The following is a 15,443-nucleotide window of genomic DNA, read 5'->3' as shown; positions in this document are numbered from 1 at the left end:
AAGTATCATTTTTAAAAAATACTCTTTTATATTAATTAATTAATGAAAAATATCTATTCAAATATTTATAAACCTACAAATAATAATTTAACCAAAGCAAAGATTATTGTTGATAACGGTGGTGTAGTAGCTGTTCCAACTGAAACCGTTTATGGACTTGCTGCAAATGCTTATAATAACAAAGCAATTCAAAAAATTTATAGTTTAAAAAGACGCCCAAGCCGTAATCCATTAATTGTTCACTTTAAAAATATTGAAAGTATAAAAAAAGAAGCGTTCATTAATAAAAATTTTTTAAAACTTGTAAAAAAGTTTTCACCTGGACCATTAACTTATATCTTAAAAAAGAAAAAAATTTCTAAAATCTCAAAACTTGCAAACAAAGGTCTTGATACCATTGCAGTAAGAATCCCAAAGGAAAAAAATATCATAAAATTATTAAGTATTTTAAAATATCCACTCGCAGCTCCTAGTGCCAATAAATCAAAATCCTTAAGCCCAACTACAGCAAAACATGTTGCCGAAGAATTTGGCAAATCTGTAAAGATGATCATTGATGGAGGAGTTTGCAAAATTGGAATAGAGTCTACGGTGATTGATTTAACTACGACGCCTAAAATTTTAAGAGAAGGAGGGCTTTCCTCTAAAATTATAGAAAAATTTTTAAAGGTAAAATTAACTGAATATAAAAGTAAAATTGTAAAATCCCCAGGGCAGATTGGTCTACATTATTCTCCGGGCATTCCCATTTATATGAATAGAGAAAAAGCTACCCAAGGTGGTGCTTTGATTGTTTTTGGCAAAAAAAATTACAATAATCATAATATATTTAATTTAAGTATTAATGGAAAATTAAAGGATGCTGCTAAGAACTTTTTTAATATTTTAAGAATAATAAAAAATAAAAAATTTGAATCGATTAGTGTAAATAAAATTCCAAATAAAGATTTAGGTAAAGCAATAAATGAAAGGTTAAAAAGAGCATCCTTTTATGAATGAAAATATTATTGAAGTTAGAAATTTATCGAAAAAATTTACCAATCATCAAGCAGTTAAAAATATTTCCTTTGATTTAAAAAGAGGAGAAATAAAAGGAATCTTGGGTGCTAACGGAGCTGGCAAAACTACAACTATTACAATGTTATTGGGTTTGTTAACTCCAACATCAGGAAGTATTAAAATATTATCTCATGACATTTCAAAGAATAGATACAAAATTTTAAATAAAATAAATTTTTCATCCCCTTATGTTGATCTTCCAAAAAAATTAACAGTTAGGCAGAATTTATTTGTTTATGGAATGCTGTATGGAGTTGCTAATATAAATAAAAAAATTAAAAGTATTGCAAAGGAATTAGGTTTTGAAAACTTACTTGATATTAAGGTAGGTGAATTATCTTCGGGTCAAAAAACTAGAGTAAGCCTTGGAAAAGCAATCATTAATGATCCTGAAATACTATTTCTCGATGAACCAACGGCCTCTTTAGATCCTGATACAGCAGATAGAATAAGAACTTTTTTTGAAAATTTTTGTAAAAAACATAACACCGCTATCATTCTTGCAAGCCACAATATGGAAGAAGTGACAAGACTTTGTGACAGCGTAATCATGATGAAGAATGGAGAGATTACGGATCAAGGATCTCCTTCTAGTCTTTTAAAAAAATATGGGAAGAAAAAATTAGAAGATGTCTTTCTTAAAATTGCAAGAGGAGAAGGAAATAGATGAAATCACTAGCTAGAATTTTTGCACTTGTAATAAGATATTTTTATTTAATCAAAACATCTTTTCCAAGAATTCTAGAGCTTATGTATTGGCCAACATTTCAAATGATATTGTGGGGACTGATTGCTAAATACCTAACTTACTCTAACGATACCGCACTACAGATTGGCGGTGTTTTGATCGCTGGAGTATTGTTATGGGATGTATTATTTAGAAGTCAATTAGGATTTTCTTTATCTTTTCTTGAAGAAATCTGGTCAAGAAATTTGGGACAATTATTTGTAAGCCCATTAAAGCCCTTAGAGATGGTCTTATCATTAATGACTATAAGTTTGATTAGAACAGTGATTGCAATTATTCCTGCAGCGCTGCTTGCAATTCCTCTTTATTCATTTTCTCTATTCCAAATGGGTTTTAGTTTAATGCTTTTCTTTTCAAGTTTACTTATTACGGGTTGGATTCTTGGTATTTTTATTATTGCAGCAATTATTCGCTTTGGTGTTTCCGCTGAAAGTTTAGCATGGGGTGCAATTTTTACATTAGCTCCATTAAGTGCAATTTATTACCCAATTGAAACTTTACCAGAATGGATAAGATGGCTTTCATTATCATTTCCACAAACTTATGTTTTTGAGGGAATGAGAGAGGTTCTTTTTAATAATAATTTTAATACAGTTTATTTTATAAAATCGTTAATACTAAATTTAGTTTACGCCTTATTAGCTATTGTTGTATTTTTAGTATCATTTGAAGGAGCTAGAAAACGAGGCGGACTGATTAATACTGGAGAATAATTTAATTAATCTAAATTTTTAATTATCTCTTCAACCATCTTTTTTGCATCAGAAAAAAGCATTAGCGTATTATCTTTATAAAAAAGCTCATTATCTACGCCAGCATATCCTGCTGCCATACCTCGTTTAACAAATAGAACTGACTTTGATTTTTCAACATCTAAAATCGGCATTCCAAAAATAGGGCTTTTGGGATCAGTTTTAGCTGCAGGATTAGTCACATCATTTGCTCCAATGACAAAAGAAACATCGGTGTTAGAAAAATCATTATTAATATTTTCAAGTTCAAAAACTTCATCATAAGGCACATTTGCCTCAGCTAATAAAACATTCATATGTCCTGGCATTCTTCCAGCAACGGGGTGAATTGCGTAAGAAACTTTTACACCTAATTTTTTTAATTTATCTGCCATCTCACGAAGAGCATGTTGGGCTTGAGCTACTGCCATTCCATAACCTGGTACAATAATAACCGATGAAGCATTTTTCATTAAAAAAGCCGCATCGTCTGCTCCTCCTTGCTTAACAGGTTTGGTATTTTTCTGAACAGTTGAAGCTGAAGTGTCGCCACCAAAGCCACCAAGAATAACATTAAACAGTGATCGATTCATTCCTTTACACATGATGTACGAAAGAATGGCCCCAGAAGAGCCTACTAATGCTCCAGTGATAATTAATGCAATATTTTCTAAAGTAAAACCAATACCAGCGGCAGCCCAACCTGAATAAGAATTTAACATGGAAACCACAACGGGCATATCTGCTCCGCCGATTGGAATAATAATTAAAAAACCTATGAGTGTTGAAATAATAATGATTGCCCAAAATAAATTTTCAGATTGTAATTTTGTAAATGAAAATATTAAAAAAATTATTAACAATCCTATAAATAAATTTATTAAATGTTGTCCTTTAAATGTAATTGGATTTCCTGACATAAGTCCCTGAAGTTTTAAAAAAGCAATACAAGAACCTGAAAAAGTTATAGCGCCAATTGCAACTCCCAACGACATTTCAACCAATGATAAGATTTTAATATTTCCAACTTGTCCTATTCCAAAGGAAGCAGGATTATAAAATGCAACAATACCAACTAACACTGCTGAAAGACCAACTAAACTATGAAAACCAGCAACAAGTTGCGGCATTGCTGTCATTGAAACTCTAAATGCAATTATTCCACCAACTAAACCTCCAATAATAATTGGAATTAAAATATAGAAAATATTTTCTTTTATTTGATTAATATCACCAAGCGATAATAACGTGACAATAACCGCAAGTCCCATTCCTAAAATTCCTAAAAAATTTCCAGTTCTTGAAGTTTCGGGAGATGAAAGACCTCTTAGGGCCATAATGAATAATATGCCGGTAACTAAATATAATGAGGCTGTAATATTAGCTGAGATCATTTCTTTTTATTTTTTTTGTACATTTTCAGCATTCTTTGTGTAACTAAAAAACCTCCAAAAATATTTATGGAAGCAAGTAGAATGCCAAGTATTCCTGGAAATTTTCCAAAAAATCCTTGAGTAATTGGAGATAAACCTACAGCAACTAAAGCTCCAACAATAATGACCGATGAAATAGCATTGGTCACTGACATTAAAGGCGTATGTAAAGCAGGAGTAACACTCCACACCACGTAATAACCTACAAAAATAGATAATATAAAAATAGCAAATCTAAATATAATTGGATCAATTTCCATTAATGAATCTCCTTATTTATATAAACTGCTTTAATAATTTCATCATTCTCATCAATTTTTATCTTCTTACCAACTTTATCGTAGATAATTTCTAAAAAGTTTAAGATATTTTTTGCGAACAAAATAGACGCACTTTCTGAAATTCTACTAGGAAAATTTTTATATCCTATAATTTTTACCCCATTTACAATTGAAATTTTTCCTGGCTCTGAAAAAGCAGAATTTCCACCCTGCTCAACGGCTAAATCGCAAATAACCGAACCACTCTTCATTGATTTGACCATTTCTTCGGTCACAATTCTTGGAGCTTTTTTACCTGGAATTAAAGCAGTACAAATCACAATGTCTTGATTTTTTATTGTAGTTTTTAATAATTCTTCTTGTTTTTTTTTATCATCTTCATCTAGCTCTTTTGCGTAGCCTCCACTAGTTTCTAAATTCTTTGTACTTTCAACAAATACAAATTTTCCCCCTAAACTTTCAACTTGCTCTTTTGAAGCGGCTCTTACATCTGTTGCAGATACAACTCCACCTAATCTTTTTGCAGTTGCAATAGCTTGTAATCCCGCAACACCTGCTCCGATAACAAAAAATTTTGCAGGAGTTATTGTGCCTGCGGCAGTCATCATCATTGGCACTGCTTTATTAAATTCATAAACTGAATCTATAACTGCTTTGTATCCTGCTAGATTTGCCTGTGAGGATAAAATATCCATTGATTGAGCTCTGGTAATTCTTGGAAGTAACTCTAAAGAAAATATTTTAATATTTTTTTTTAAGAGTTTATTTATTTTATCTTTGTTTAAATGAGGAAAAAAACTACCAATTAATATAGCGCCTTCTTTTATTAAAGAAATTTCAGTTTCATTTGGACAGTTAATTTTAATAATAATATCAGAAGTTTTATAAACTTCTTCTTTAGTTAATATTTTTGCTCCTAACTTTTGCAGTTCACTATCATTAATATTTGAGTTTTTTCCAAAATCTTTTTCTAATTGAACAGAAAATCCGTTAGAAATATATTTTTTAATTGTATCTAAAGAAATGGCTATGCGCTTTTCATTTATATCACTATCAATTACTGATCCTAATATCATTCTGGATAACTTTTGATTTATTAAAATTAATTAAAAAATTATTGAACCAGTTTATTATCAAATATAAATTTGAAATAATAGAAGAGAAAATAATACACGCAATAATTGCTATTAGTTTTTCTGGTATCTTTTAAAGAAACTTATAAATACTGTATTTGATTAATGATCAAAAACTATCAAAACTAATTATGCCTAGTGACATTGAAATAGCTCAAAAAGCTAAAATGCGAAAAATAGCTGATGTGGCAAGAGAGCGTTTGGGCATCCATGAAGATGATCTTGAAAATTATGGACGCTATAAAGCAAAAGTTTCATTCTCTTATTTAAATAAATTAAAAAATGATAAAGACGGAAAACTAATCTTGGTTACAGCCATAAGTCCAACTCCAGCAGGTGAGGGAAAAACTACAACCACAGTGGGATTAGGTGATGCTCTAAATTGTATTGGTAAAAAAACAATGATTTGTTTACGTGAACCTTCTTTAGGACCTGTCTTTGGAATTAAAGGGGGTGCTGCAGGTGGAGGGCTTGCGCAAATTGTTCCAATGGAAGATATCAATTTGCATTTTACCGGCGATTTTGCTGCGATTGCAGCAGCTCATAATTTATTAGCAGCAGTACTAGATAATCATATTTATCACGGAAATGAATTAGGAATTGATATTAAAACTATTCAATGGAAACGCACTGTAGATATGAATGACCGTGCGCTTCGTAAAATAACTTTAGGAATAAATGAAAAGAAAGAAGGGTTCCCTCATGAAGGAGGTTTTGAAATTGTAGCTGCCTCTGAAATCATGGCGATCTTTTGTTTATCAACTTCCATTGAAGATTTAAAAAAACGTATAGGACAAATTGTTGTAGCTTATAATAAAAAAAAACAACCAATTCTTGCAAAGGATTTGAAAGTGGTTGGCGCAATGACTGCGCTTTTGAAAGATGCGTTAGCACCAAATTTAGTACAAACATTAGAAAATAATCCAGCATTTGTTCATGGCGGACCATTTGCAAATATAGCTCACGGTTGTAATTCTGTAATCTCTACAAAAGCTGCATTAAAAATTGCAGACTATGTTGTTACTGAAGCTGGCTTTGGCGCTGATTTAGGTGCTGAAAAATTTATAGATATAAAGTGTAGAAAATCCAATCTTCAGCCATCAGCAACCGTATTAGTTGCAACTATTCGAGCAATAAAATATCACGGCGGCGCTGAGCTTTCTAACTTAACCAAAGAAGATGTTGTAGCTGTTGATAAAGGACTTGTTAATTTAGAGCGACATGTAGAGAACATGACTAAAGTTTTTAATTTACCATGTGTCGTAGCTATTAATAAATTTACAAGTGATACGCCTGCAGAAATTCAATTAATTTTTGATAGAATGAAAAAATTAAATGTTAAAACTGTACTTGCCTCACATTGGAGTGATGGTGGTAAAGGAGCAGTTGATCTTGCAAAAATTGTTGTTGAATTATGTGAGAATTCTAATCAAAAAATGCAATATGTCTATGAAGACAAAGACACATTAATAGAAAAAATTAATAAAATTGCAAAGAAAATTTATAGAGCAAGTGAAGTTACTATGGATGATAAAGTCAAAGAACAAATTCAAAATTTACAGAATGCAGGATATGGACATATGCCAATTTGTATTGCAAAAACTCAAAGTTCTTTTTCAACTGATCCAAAATTAAGAGGGGCGCCTTCAAATCACAGTATTGCAGTTCGTGAAATTCGATTTTCTGCTGGAGCTGAATTTATTGTTATAATTTGTGGGAATATAATGACAATGCCAGGATTATCTAAAAAACCATCTGCAGAAAATATTGATTATGTTGGTGGAAAAATTGTTGGTTTATAAACTTTATTATTTTCCCCACTTTTCCTCAAATTTTTCCGGATACTGCTTTTGACTTTGATCGCAAATTGAAAATAATTTTACATAAGGAAAATCTTTAAAAGTCTTAATATCACTCATTTTTTCTTTAAAACCTCTATTTATATATGCTTTATTTTGTTCACCCCAAATATAAATATGACCAGCATCAGCGCATCTTTCCAATGGAGATTTACGCGTTGCAAATAATATTATTATTAAAACAATAACCGTGATGACGATTGCTATAATAAAATAAATTAAGATTTTATTCTTGTTACTTTTTGTTTTAATGTTTCCCATAATTTTGCAAATCCAAGTGGTTCAAAAATCATTAAAGTTATGATTAATCCACCAAATACAATTTGCTCAATGGAACTTATGATTGTCGCATCAATCATACCGTGAAAAAGATTATTGCCAATTGCATTAAGCACTACTGGAAAAAGCAAAATAAAGGCCGCACCTATAAATGCTCCAGAAATTGTACCAAGCCCCCCAATGATTGCCATAAACATAATTTTAAAAGATAAACTAATATTGAAAGCAGCAAATGGTTCTACTGTTTTTAAATATGTGTAAGTATAAAGTGCGCCGGCTATACCGCATAAGAAAGCATTAATTGCAAAAGCTTGTAATTTAGTTTTTAAGAGTGAAACGCCCATGGACTCTGCGGCAATATCCATGTCTCTTACTGCCATCCAGTTTCTACCCGTGGAACCTCTCGCCATGTTAATTGCAAGAATAGTTATAATAACGACAATTATTGCAACTAGAAGATACATCATATATCCACTGTGAAAAGGTACTCCGTTGATGTCTATTTTCTGAAATGTCGTTGATCCAGAAACGTCATAGTTCTTAAACCAACCAAATTTATCTATTACCCAAACAATAAAAAATTGTGATGCTAAAGTTGCAACCATTAAATAAATTCCTCTAATTCGAAGACTTGGCAAACCAAATATAATTCCAAGACCAGCTGCAATTAATCCTGATAAAACTAATGCTCCTAAAAAAGGCATATCTTGTATTCGCAGCATCATGTTGTAACATGCATATGCTCCTGCACACATAAAACCTGCAGCACCCAAAGATAATTGTCCTGTATACCCCATCACAATATTTTGCCCTAAAGCTGCAATAGTCAAACAAAGCCAAGGTATTAAAATGGACGTATACCAATAATCAGATTTAATAACATTTGGTATGACCAAAAACCCTAGTACAAGCAAAACAATAAAATTTATAATATCGTTTTTTGTATATCTCATAAAAACAGGTTTCATAAATTAAACTCTCCTAATTATTTTTTCTCCAAATAAACCTTCTGGTCTATAAAGTAGAAATAATATTGATAACATATAAGGTGCCCAAGCCTCGATACCACCTTTAAAAAATGGCCCTATGTAAACTTCTAAAATTTTTTCAACTGCACCAACAAGTAAACCCCCAACAATTGCTCCTGGAATTGATGAAAATCCTCCAATAATTAAAACTGGCAAGGCTTTTAATGCCAGTTCAATTAGAGCGAACTGAACACCTGCCCTTGCTCCCCACATCATTCCAGCAACTAAAGCAACAACGCCGGCTGTGGACCAAACCAGTAGCATAATATGCTTTAGAGGAATTCCAATAGAACTTGCAGCTCCAGCATCATCCGCAACTGCTCTCAATCCAAGTCCAATTTTTGTGAACTTGAATAAAAGAGTAAGAAGAACAATCATACCTAAAGCAACTACACCAGCTGTTAAATCAAGTGCACTAATAAATAATTTTAAATTATCCGCAATCCACGGAATAGGAAAATCTCCAATTCCAAGACTTAGTTTTCTAACTTCAACGCCCCATTTTGCTTGTGCAAGACCCTCTAAAACAAATCCAAGTCCAATTGTTGCCATTAAAACAGTATCTTCGCTTTGATTCATTAAAGGGCGAAGTACCAATCTTTCTGTAAGCATTCCAACTAATATCATTAAAAAAACAGTTGCGACAAAAGCTACTGCGAATGGCATTCCATATTCCATAAATCCTACGAATGAAAGGACTGCAAAGAATACCATGGCCCCCTGTGCAAAATTAAATGTAGCGGAGGCTTTGTAAATAAGAACAAAACCTAATGCAACTAGGGAATACATTGTTCCTGACAATAATCCGCCAACTAAAACTTCAAAGAAAAATAAAATCGACTCAGTCATGGGCAACTCCTAGGTATGCATCAATTACTTTTTGATCGGCTCTAACCACATCAGGAATATCATCTCCGATAACTTTTCCATAGTCTAAAACGACAACACGATCTGAAATATCCATAACTACTCCCATATCATGTTCTATTAAAACTATAGTTGTTCCAAGTTCATCATTTATTTTTAAAATAAATCTGCACATATCTCTTTTTTCTTCAACATTCATGCCCGCCATTGGTTCATCTAAAAGTAATATGGGAGCCTCAGTTGCAAGAGCACGACCAAGTTCTACTTTTTTTTGCAGTCCATAGGGAAGTTTTCCAACTTCTGTATTTTTAATATTTTCAATTTCTAAAAACTTTACAATCTCCTCAGATTTTTCTCTGTTTATTTTTTCTTCTCTAGTCGCCCTTGGGAGTTGCAAGGCTACTTCAAGAAAACTAGATTTTGTATGAAGCTTTCTTCCAACTAAAATATTATCTAAGACGGACATTCTTTTAAAAAGAGCAAGATTTTGAAATGTTCTAGAAATTCCTTTTTGTGCCATAATATTTGGTGTAATGGGTTTTACTTCTTCCCCATTAAAAAGCACTTTTCCTTCCTGAGGTTTATAAATTCCATTAATGCAATTGAGCATTGAGCTTTTACCAGCTCCATTAGGTCCGATAATCGCCCTTATTTCATGCTCTAAGACGTTAAAAGAAATGTTGGTAATAGCCTTAACTCCACCGAAGCTTAAAGAAATATTTTTTACTTCCAGTATCGGTTTGCCAATTTTAAATTTTCTTTTATCAACCATATTAAACTTTTAAATTATTCCTTTAATTTGTTTTCTTTCTTTGACTGTCTCTTATTGCATCTTTAAAATTCAAACGTTTCCCTTTGGAGATACCTAAATATAATTCTTTTACCTTTTCATTATTTAATAAACTTTTTGCAGATCCTTCTAACATCACATTTCCTGTTTCGATAATATATGCATAGTCAGCATTTTTAAGTGCAATATTAGTATTTTGTTCAGCAAGTAATATACTTACACCTTCTTTTTCATTTAAATCTTTTACAATATGAAATATTTCAGCAACTAACTGGGGTGCTAAGCCCATGGAAGGCTCATCAAGTAAAAGCATTTTTGGTTTTGCCATCATTGCTCGTGCCACCGCAATCATTTGTTGCTCACCACCTGAGGTAAATCCAGCTTGACTTTTTCTTCTCTCTTTTAATCGTTTAAAATAACTATAAATTTTTTCAACTTCAGCATTCAAGTCGCTTCTCGATAATTTTCGTGAATAAGCTCCGGAAATAATATTTTCTTCAACGGTTAAATGTCCAAAACATCTTCTACCTTCTAAAACTTGAACCATCCCAAGTCTAACCATCTCAGAAGGTGTTTGTTTTTTTATTTCAGTACCATCATAACTAATTGTGCCTTTAGTCACTTCTCCTCTTTCAGAGGCAAGCATCGTAGATATTGATTTAAGTGTGGTACTTTTTCCAGCGCCGTTTGCACCAAGTAATGCAACTATTTTTCCCTTTGGAACAATTAAAGATACATCGTGAAGTGCCAAAATAACTTTATTGTAAGCAACTTCGATGTTTTTAATTTCTAAAATATTACTAACGCTAGCCCCCACCTAATTCCCCTTAATTTTATTTACGCAAGTTATTAAATACTAAGGGGAGTGTAAACATTAATTTTTATTTACACTCCCCTAAATTGGATAAATTAATCTAAAAAAAATTAACTACATTTTTTTGGAGTAATTTTATTTTCTTGAGCGTACTTAGCTGCCGACTCTACGATTTGAGCTCTTATAGCAACTGGATCATTAGGTCCTGTCCAGTCTCTAACTTTTTTAAAAGCTTGAGCTTTTCCATCCCATTGCATTAAAGCAAATTTACCTGCGCCCTCATGCTGAGAACAAGAAAGTTGAAATGGAGCTAACATCCCTTCAATACCAAGTTCTTTCATTCTAGCGTCGGTCAAATTGATCATTTCGTATCCATCTCTAAACTCTTCACCAGTTACTGGTTGACCAATTTTGTTATATTTTTTTTGTGCATTTCTCAATGCTTCAACCCATAAAATAGAAGCTCCTAAACCTCTATTATAATAAGCAGTGCCTACACGTTTTGGATCAGCCAAATTTCCTTTTCCAGCTTTGTAGACTTTTTCCTGAATATTCTTAATCAAAGGATAATTTTTTCCAGGTAAAGCATTTGAAACAACGTAAGTTCCATTAGCAGAGTCACCAGCAGGGATCATATCCTCTTCCGCTCCACCAAAGGTTACATACATCATTTTTGTTCTTGGAAAATTAATTCTAGCAGCATTTGTCATCGCTGTTGAATTCATTCCAGAACCTGCGCCCCAAAAAGTAACCCAATCAGGTTTTTCCTGTCTAATTTGTAACCACTGAGATTGCTGTTCTAATCCTGGAGGAGCAATAGCAATTTCTACTAATGTAAATCCCCATTCCTTAGAAAGTCTTCTCATAGTTGGAAGCGGCTCACGTCCGTAAGCAGTATCAATGTGTAGATGAACTATTTTTTTACCCTTTAATTTCTCTGGGCCACCACCTTCAAGTTCTGCCATCCATCGAAGCTTAACTGCAATTTGTGACCAGTAGCTACTTGCAGCATTAAATACCCAAGGCCAAACTGTGCCATCAGCAGCATCTGTTCTTCCATACCCGTACTGAGCTAGAACAACTTTGTCTTCTGCCATTCGATTGATAACTGCGTAAGCACCTGGCGTTCCAAGTGTGTCAAATACGACCATCTTCTGACCATCTTTAGTCATAAGTCTTTGGTAGCACTCTACAGTTTTTGCAGCGTTATATTCTGTTTCGCACTCTTGCCAAGTCAACATAACTCCATTAACGCCACCTGTTGCATTAACGTAATTCATGTAATCAATTTGTGCGCCGTAATAACCAGTACCCATTGCTGAGTATGGTCCTACTCGACTGCTTGGTATCGGAAAATATTGCGTCTTGGCTTGTGCAAATAAATTCTGAGGTAGCAGTGATAAAGAAAAAATTGCAGCAAAAAAAATTGCTGATATTTTTTTTATTAAATGTTTGAACATTTAGTCTCCCCCCTTTTAATTTATAATTTGAAAAATATATGTCTAAAAAAAATTACATACAATTAATATATTTTATGTATTAATATTGATTTTGACTATCAATTTACAACCTCTAAGAGAATAGTGTTATAAATTTAGTTATTTTAAAAAAGGACTAAATAAATATCTGGAAAATATAAATTCAGTAATTATTTAACTTGAACTTGATGTTCTTTTTCTTTTTCTTTGGGTTCAAAACGATTTGAAATTTTCTTAACATCCACTGAGGAAACTTTATATTCTGCACACATTGTTTCTTCATCTTTTCCATGACCAGTTACCATATTGACCATGTGTTCTGGAAAATGAAACGTAGTAAATACAACCCCTTTTTTTACTTTATCAGTAACTTCTACTTTAAGATCAACTTTGCCTCTTCCGGAATATAATCTACCAAAGTCTCCTGTTATTAAATCTCTCTCAGCAGCATCTATTGGGTGAATTAATAGAATATCTTCATCCATAATATCGATATTGCTTGTTCTTCTCGTCATTGTTCCACAATTATAATGTTGTAATGCACGGCTTGTTGTTAATATTAATGGATATTCTTTTTGATTGGTTTCTATTTCAGTAGATTCTTTCCAATCAAAGTTTTTAAGTTGGCCTTTTCCAAGTTTGAAAGTTTCTTTATATAAAATTTTTGTATCTGTTCCATCTTCATCCACAGGCCACTGTAAACCATATGCACCCAGTCTTTCTCTTGTAACGCCTTTAAAGAACGGAACTACATCTGCAATTTCTTTTAGCACTTGATCTGCATTATAATCTGGTTGTTTAAATCCAAATCTTTGCATCATTTCAGCAACTATAACTCCATCTGGTTTAGTTCCTGGTAAAGGAGGTGCAGCTCTATTAACTCTTTGAATTCTTCTTTCTGTATTTGTAAATGTGCCGTCTTTTTCTAAGAAAGTTGTTCCTGGTAAAACTACAGTTGCAAGTTTTGCAGTTTCGCTCATGAATATTTCCTGAACAACTAAAAATTCTAACGACTCCATAGCCTCAATAACATGAGCACTATTAGGATCAGTTTGAACGATATCCTCACCAATTATCCAAACTGCTTTAAGTTCTTTATTAATTGCAGCATCAAACATTTGAGGAATTTTTAAACCAGGTTTAGTTGGGTGAGTTACTCCGTATTTTTCACTGTAGTATTGTTGAACTTTTTGATCTGCAACATTAAAGTAACCAGCTCCTTGATGTGGTTGACATCCCATATCTGCGGCACCTTGAACATTATTTTGTCCTCGAAGAGGATTTACACCAACGCCTTTTCTTCCAATATTTCCTGTGATCATTGCAAGGTCAGCAATTAGCATAACTGTTTTTGAACCTTGCTCATGCTCCGTAACTCCCAATCCATGAAATTCCATAGAATTGCCCGCAGTGGCATAGGCGATAGCTGCTTCTTTGACTAACTGTTTATCAACACCAGCAACTTTTGCTAATTGATCAACGTCTTGTCTTTCGATTTCTTTAATAAATTTTTCAAAACCTTCAGTTCGATCTCTAATAAAATCAGCGTTATATAATTTAGCTTTGACGATAAAATGTAACATCATATTTAGAACAGCAACATTCGTTCCTGGTCTTAATTTAATGTGATAATTAGCAAGATTTGCAAGTTCTGTAGTTACTGGGTCTAAAACAATTAGTTTTTTACCTTTCATTACTTGTTGTTTAATTTTAGCTCCAGTTACTGGGTGGGCAGTAGTTGGATTTGCTCCGATCACTAAGAATAAATCTGCATGATAAATATCGTCTGTAGAGTTAGTGGCGGCCCCCATACCAAAAGTTTGTTGCATACCCCAAGCTGTGGGTGAGTGACAAATTCGTGCGCAGCAATCAACACTATTAGTGCCAACAACTGCTCTAATCATTTTTTGAAATAAATAATTTTCCTCGTTAGTACACCTTGCTGAAGAAATACCAGCAATCGCATCAGGTCCGTGATTTTTTATAATTCTATTAAATTCACTTTTAATTAAATCATAAGCTTCATCCCAAGAAGCCTTTTCAAATTTTCCATTTCTTTTTATTAACGGAGTTCTTAGTCTGTCAGGGTGATCATAAAAACCAAATGCATATCTACCTTTAATACAAGTATGACCTGCATTCACTTCTGTCTCTTTAGGAGTGTCGATGGATACTACTTTATTATTTTTAATTGATGCCTCAAGGTTACATCCAACTCCACAATAAGAACAAGTCGTTCTAACTTTTTTGTCTACGTCTGCAGATTTAGATTTAAAGATATCTGAAATTGCATCTGTTGGACAAGTGTGAGCACATGCTCCACAAGAAACACATGAAGAGTCCCCAAATAACATATCGTTGTCGGTAGTAATTCTTGACTCAAAGCCTCGACCAGACATTGTTAAAACAAAAGAGCCTTGAATTTCATCACAAGCTCGCACGCATCTTCCGCAATTAATACAGTGGTCTAAATTCATTCTCATATACGGATGAGAAGTATCTTTAGGAATGCCTTTGTGTTGTTTTGGATTATTATAACGGTGATCAGAAATTCCTAAATTATTAGCAACTTTTTGAAGTTCGCAATTATTATTTACTTCGCAGGTTCCACAAGTCATTGGATGGTCAGTTAAAACAAGTTCAACAATATTTTTTCTAAGATTTTGAAGATTGTCGTTATTAGTAAATATATGCTGACCTTCAACAACTGGTGTATGACAGGAAGCAACTACTTTAGTTGGCCCATCTTTAATTAATGCAACTTCAACAGAACAAACTCGACAAGCGCCATATGGTGCTAGGTTTGGATCGTCACAGAGAGTTGGAACTTTATCATCTCCTAAATAACCTTTAACAAATTTTAGTATAGACGTGTGATGACCACCAATTTCATATGGCTTTCCATCAATATAAGCTATTTTTCTTTTTTCTGAGCTCATGGAT

Annotated in this window: 14 protein-coding genes; 4 read left to right on the top strand and 10 right to left on the bottom strand. The window is 32.9% G+C overall.

Translation table 11 applies throughout. The features are described from left to right. Window positions 1-42 precede the first annotated feature (42 nt). The 3 genes from CR143_RS01705 to CR143_RS01695 are packed head-to-tail and all read left to right on the top strand — an operon-like array spanning window position 43 to window position 2,520. Entirely contained in the window at window positions 43-999 is a 957-nt protein-coding gene (locus CR143_RS01705) for an L-threonylcarbamoyladenylate synthase (protein ID WP_099340122.1), read from the top strand. Beyond that, window positions 992-1,729 (top strand): ABC transporter ATP-binding protein, encoded by a 738-nt coding sequence (locus CR143_RS01700; protein ID WP_099340121.1) that lies wholly within the window; start codon window positions 992-994, stop codon window positions 1,727-1,729. Before CR143_RS01705 ends, CR143_RS01700 begins: the two co-directional genes overlap by 8 nt. Then, complete coding sequence (locus CR143_RS01695; RefSeq protein WP_099340120.1) at window positions 1,726-2,520, top strand: ABC transporter permease; 795 nt, start codon at window positions 1,726-1,728, stop codon at window positions 2,518-2,520. Before CR143_RS01700 ends, CR143_RS01695 begins: the two co-directional genes overlap by 4 nt. 5 nt (window positions 2,521-2,525) lie before the next feature. Here CR143_RS01695 and CR143_RS01690 read toward each other — a convergent pair whose 3' ends face one another. Genes CR143_RS01690 through CR143_RS01680 form a run of 3 tightly spaced genes read right to left on the bottom strand, consistent with a single transcriptional unit; the run spans window position 2,526 to window position 5,328 of the window. Further along, a complete protein-coding gene (locus CR143_RS01690) occupies window positions 2,526-3,929 on the bottom strand; it encodes an NAD(P)(+) transhydrogenase (Re/Si-specific) subunit beta (RefSeq protein ID WP_169696850.1) in 1,404 nt (467 codons plus the stop codon). Beyond that, on the bottom strand, window positions 3,929-4,231 hold the full coding sequence (locus CR143_RS01685; protein WP_099340118.1) for a proton-translocating transhydrogenase family protein: 303 nt from the start codon (window positions 4,229-4,231) through the stop codon (window positions 3,929-3,931). The genes CR143_RS01690 and CR143_RS01685 overlap by 1 nt, the downstream gene beginning before the upstream one ends. Then, the gene (locus tag CR143_RS01680) at window positions 4,231-5,328 is read right to left on the bottom strand and encodes a Re/Si-specific NAD(P)(+) transhydrogenase subunit alpha (protein ID WP_099340117.1); all 1,098 of its coding nucleotides are present in this window, start codon (window positions 5,326-5,328) and stop codon (window positions 4,231-4,233) included. The genes CR143_RS01685 and CR143_RS01680 overlap by 1 nt, the downstream gene beginning before the upstream one ends. 188 nt (window positions 5,329-5,516) lie before the next feature. Between CR143_RS01680 and CR143_RS01675 the strand changes: the two genes are divergently transcribed. After that, window positions 5,517-7,187 (top strand): formate--tetrahydrofolate ligase, encoded by a 1,671-nt coding sequence (locus CR143_RS01675; RefSeq protein ID WP_099340997.1) that lies wholly within the window; start codon window positions 5,517-5,519, stop codon window positions 7,185-7,187. A 6-nt stretch (window positions 7,188-7,193) separates the two neighbouring features. Here the strand turns inward: CR143_RS01675 and CR143_RS01670 are convergent, their stop codons facing one another. The 7 genes from CR143_RS01670 to fdhF all read right to left on the bottom strand — a co-directional run bounded on the left by CR143_RS01670 (window position 7,194) and on the right by fdhF (window position 15,439). Then, the gene (locus CR143_RS01670; protein ID WP_099340116.1) at window positions 7,194-7,505 is read right to left on the bottom strand and encodes a hypothetical protein; all 312 of its coding nucleotides are present in this window, start codon (window positions 7,503-7,505) and stop codon (window positions 7,194-7,196) included. Beyond that, window positions 7,463-8,491 carry a branched-chain amino acid ABC transporter permease gene (locus tag CR143_RS01665; protein WP_099340115.1) on the bottom strand — a complete coding sequence of 343 codons (1,029 nt, stop codon included), beginning with the start codon at window positions 8,489-8,491 and terminating at the stop codon, window positions 7,463-7,465. The genes CR143_RS01670 and CR143_RS01665 overlap by 43 nt, the downstream gene beginning before the upstream one ends. 3 nt (window positions 8,492-8,494) lie before the next feature. Then, complete coding sequence (locus tag CR143_RS01660) at window positions 8,495-9,400, bottom strand: branched-chain amino acid ABC transporter permease (RefSeq protein ID WP_099340114.1); 906 nt, start codon at window positions 9,398-9,400, stop codon at window positions 8,495-8,497. Next, window positions 9,393-10,190 carry an ABC transporter ATP-binding protein gene (locus CR143_RS01655; RefSeq protein WP_099340113.1) on the bottom strand — a complete coding sequence of 266 codons (798 nt, stop codon included), beginning with the start codon at window positions 10,188-10,190 and terminating at the stop codon, window positions 9,393-9,395. Before CR143_RS01655 ends, CR143_RS01660 begins: the two co-directional genes overlap by 8 nt. 22 nt (window positions 10,191-10,212) lie before the next feature. Next, a complete protein-coding gene (locus CR143_RS01650; protein WP_099340112.1) occupies window positions 10,213-11,025 on the bottom strand; it encodes an ABC transporter ATP-binding protein in 813 nt (270 codons plus the stop codon). A 107-nt stretch (window positions 11,026-11,132) separates the two neighbouring features. Next, window positions 11,133-12,482, bottom strand: coding sequence for an ABC transporter substrate-binding protein (locus CR143_RS01645; RefSeq protein ID WP_099340111.1), 1,350 nt, complete (start codon window positions 12,480-12,482; stop codon window positions 11,133-11,135). Between the two features lie 188 nt (window positions 12,483-12,670). Further along, a complete protein-coding gene (gene fdhF / locus CR143_RS01640; protein ID WP_099340110.1) occupies window positions 12,671-15,439 on the bottom strand; it encodes a formate dehydrogenase subunit alpha in 2,769 nt (922 codons plus the stop codon). Window positions 15,440-15,443: the final 4 nt, after the last annotated feature.

The organism is Candidatus Fonsibacter ubiquis (assembly GCF_002688585.1).
Classification (GTDB): domain Bacteria; phylum Pseudomonadota; class Alphaproteobacteria; order Pelagibacterales; family Pelagibacteraceae; genus Fontibacterium; species Fontibacterium commune.
The sequence above is the reverse complement of the archived record's forward strand: the minus strand, read 5'-3'. Positions and strand labels throughout refer to the sequence as shown.

Bases quoted from the DNA above. Each gene is read 5' to 3' on its own strand.
- CR143_RS01705 (WP_099340122.1), top strand. From the start codon at position 43: ATGAAAAATATCTATTCAAATATTTATAAACCTACAAATAATAATTTA.
- CR143_RS01700 (WP_099340121.1), top strand. From the start codon at position 992: ATGAATGAAAATATTATTGAAGTTAGAAATTTATCGAAAAAATTTACC.
- CR143_RS01695 (WP_099340120.1), top strand. From the start codon at position 1,726: ATGAAATCACTAGCTAGAATTTTTGCACTTGTAATAAGATATTTTTAT.
- CR143_RS01685 (WP_099340118.1), bottom strand. From the start codon at position 4,231: ATGGAAATTGATCCAATTATATTTAGATTTGCTATTTTTATATTATCT.
- CR143_RS01680 (WP_099340117.1), bottom strand. From the start codon at position 5,328: ATGATATTAGGATCAGTAATTGATAGTGATATAAATGAAAAGCGCATA.
- CR143_RS01675 (WP_099340997.1), top strand. From the start codon at position 5,517: ATGCCTAGTGACATTGAAATAGCTCAAAAAGCTAAAATGCGAAAAATA.
- CR143_RS01670 (WP_099340116.1), bottom strand. From the start codon at position 7,505: ATGGGAAACATTAAAACAAAAAGTAACAAGAATAAAATCTTAATTTAT.
- CR143_RS01665 (WP_099340115.1), bottom strand. From the start codon at position 8,491: ATGAAACCTGTTTTTATGAGATATACAAAAAACGATATTATAAATTTT.
- CR143_RS01660 (WP_099340114.1), bottom strand. From the start codon at position 9,400: ATGACTGAGTCGATTTTATTTTTCTTTGAAGTTTTAGTTGGCGGATTA.
- CR143_RS01655 (WP_099340113.1), bottom strand. From the start codon at position 10,190: ATGGTTGATAAAAGAAAATTTAAAATTGGCAAACCGATACTGGAAGTA.
- CR143_RS01645 (WP_099340111.1), bottom strand. From the start codon at position 12,482: ATGTTCAAACATTTAATAAAAAAAATATCAGCAATTTTTTTTGCTGCA.
- fdhF (WP_099340110.1), bottom strand. From the start codon at position 15,439: ATGAGCTCAGAAAAAAGAAAAATAGCTTATATTGATGGAAAGCCATAT.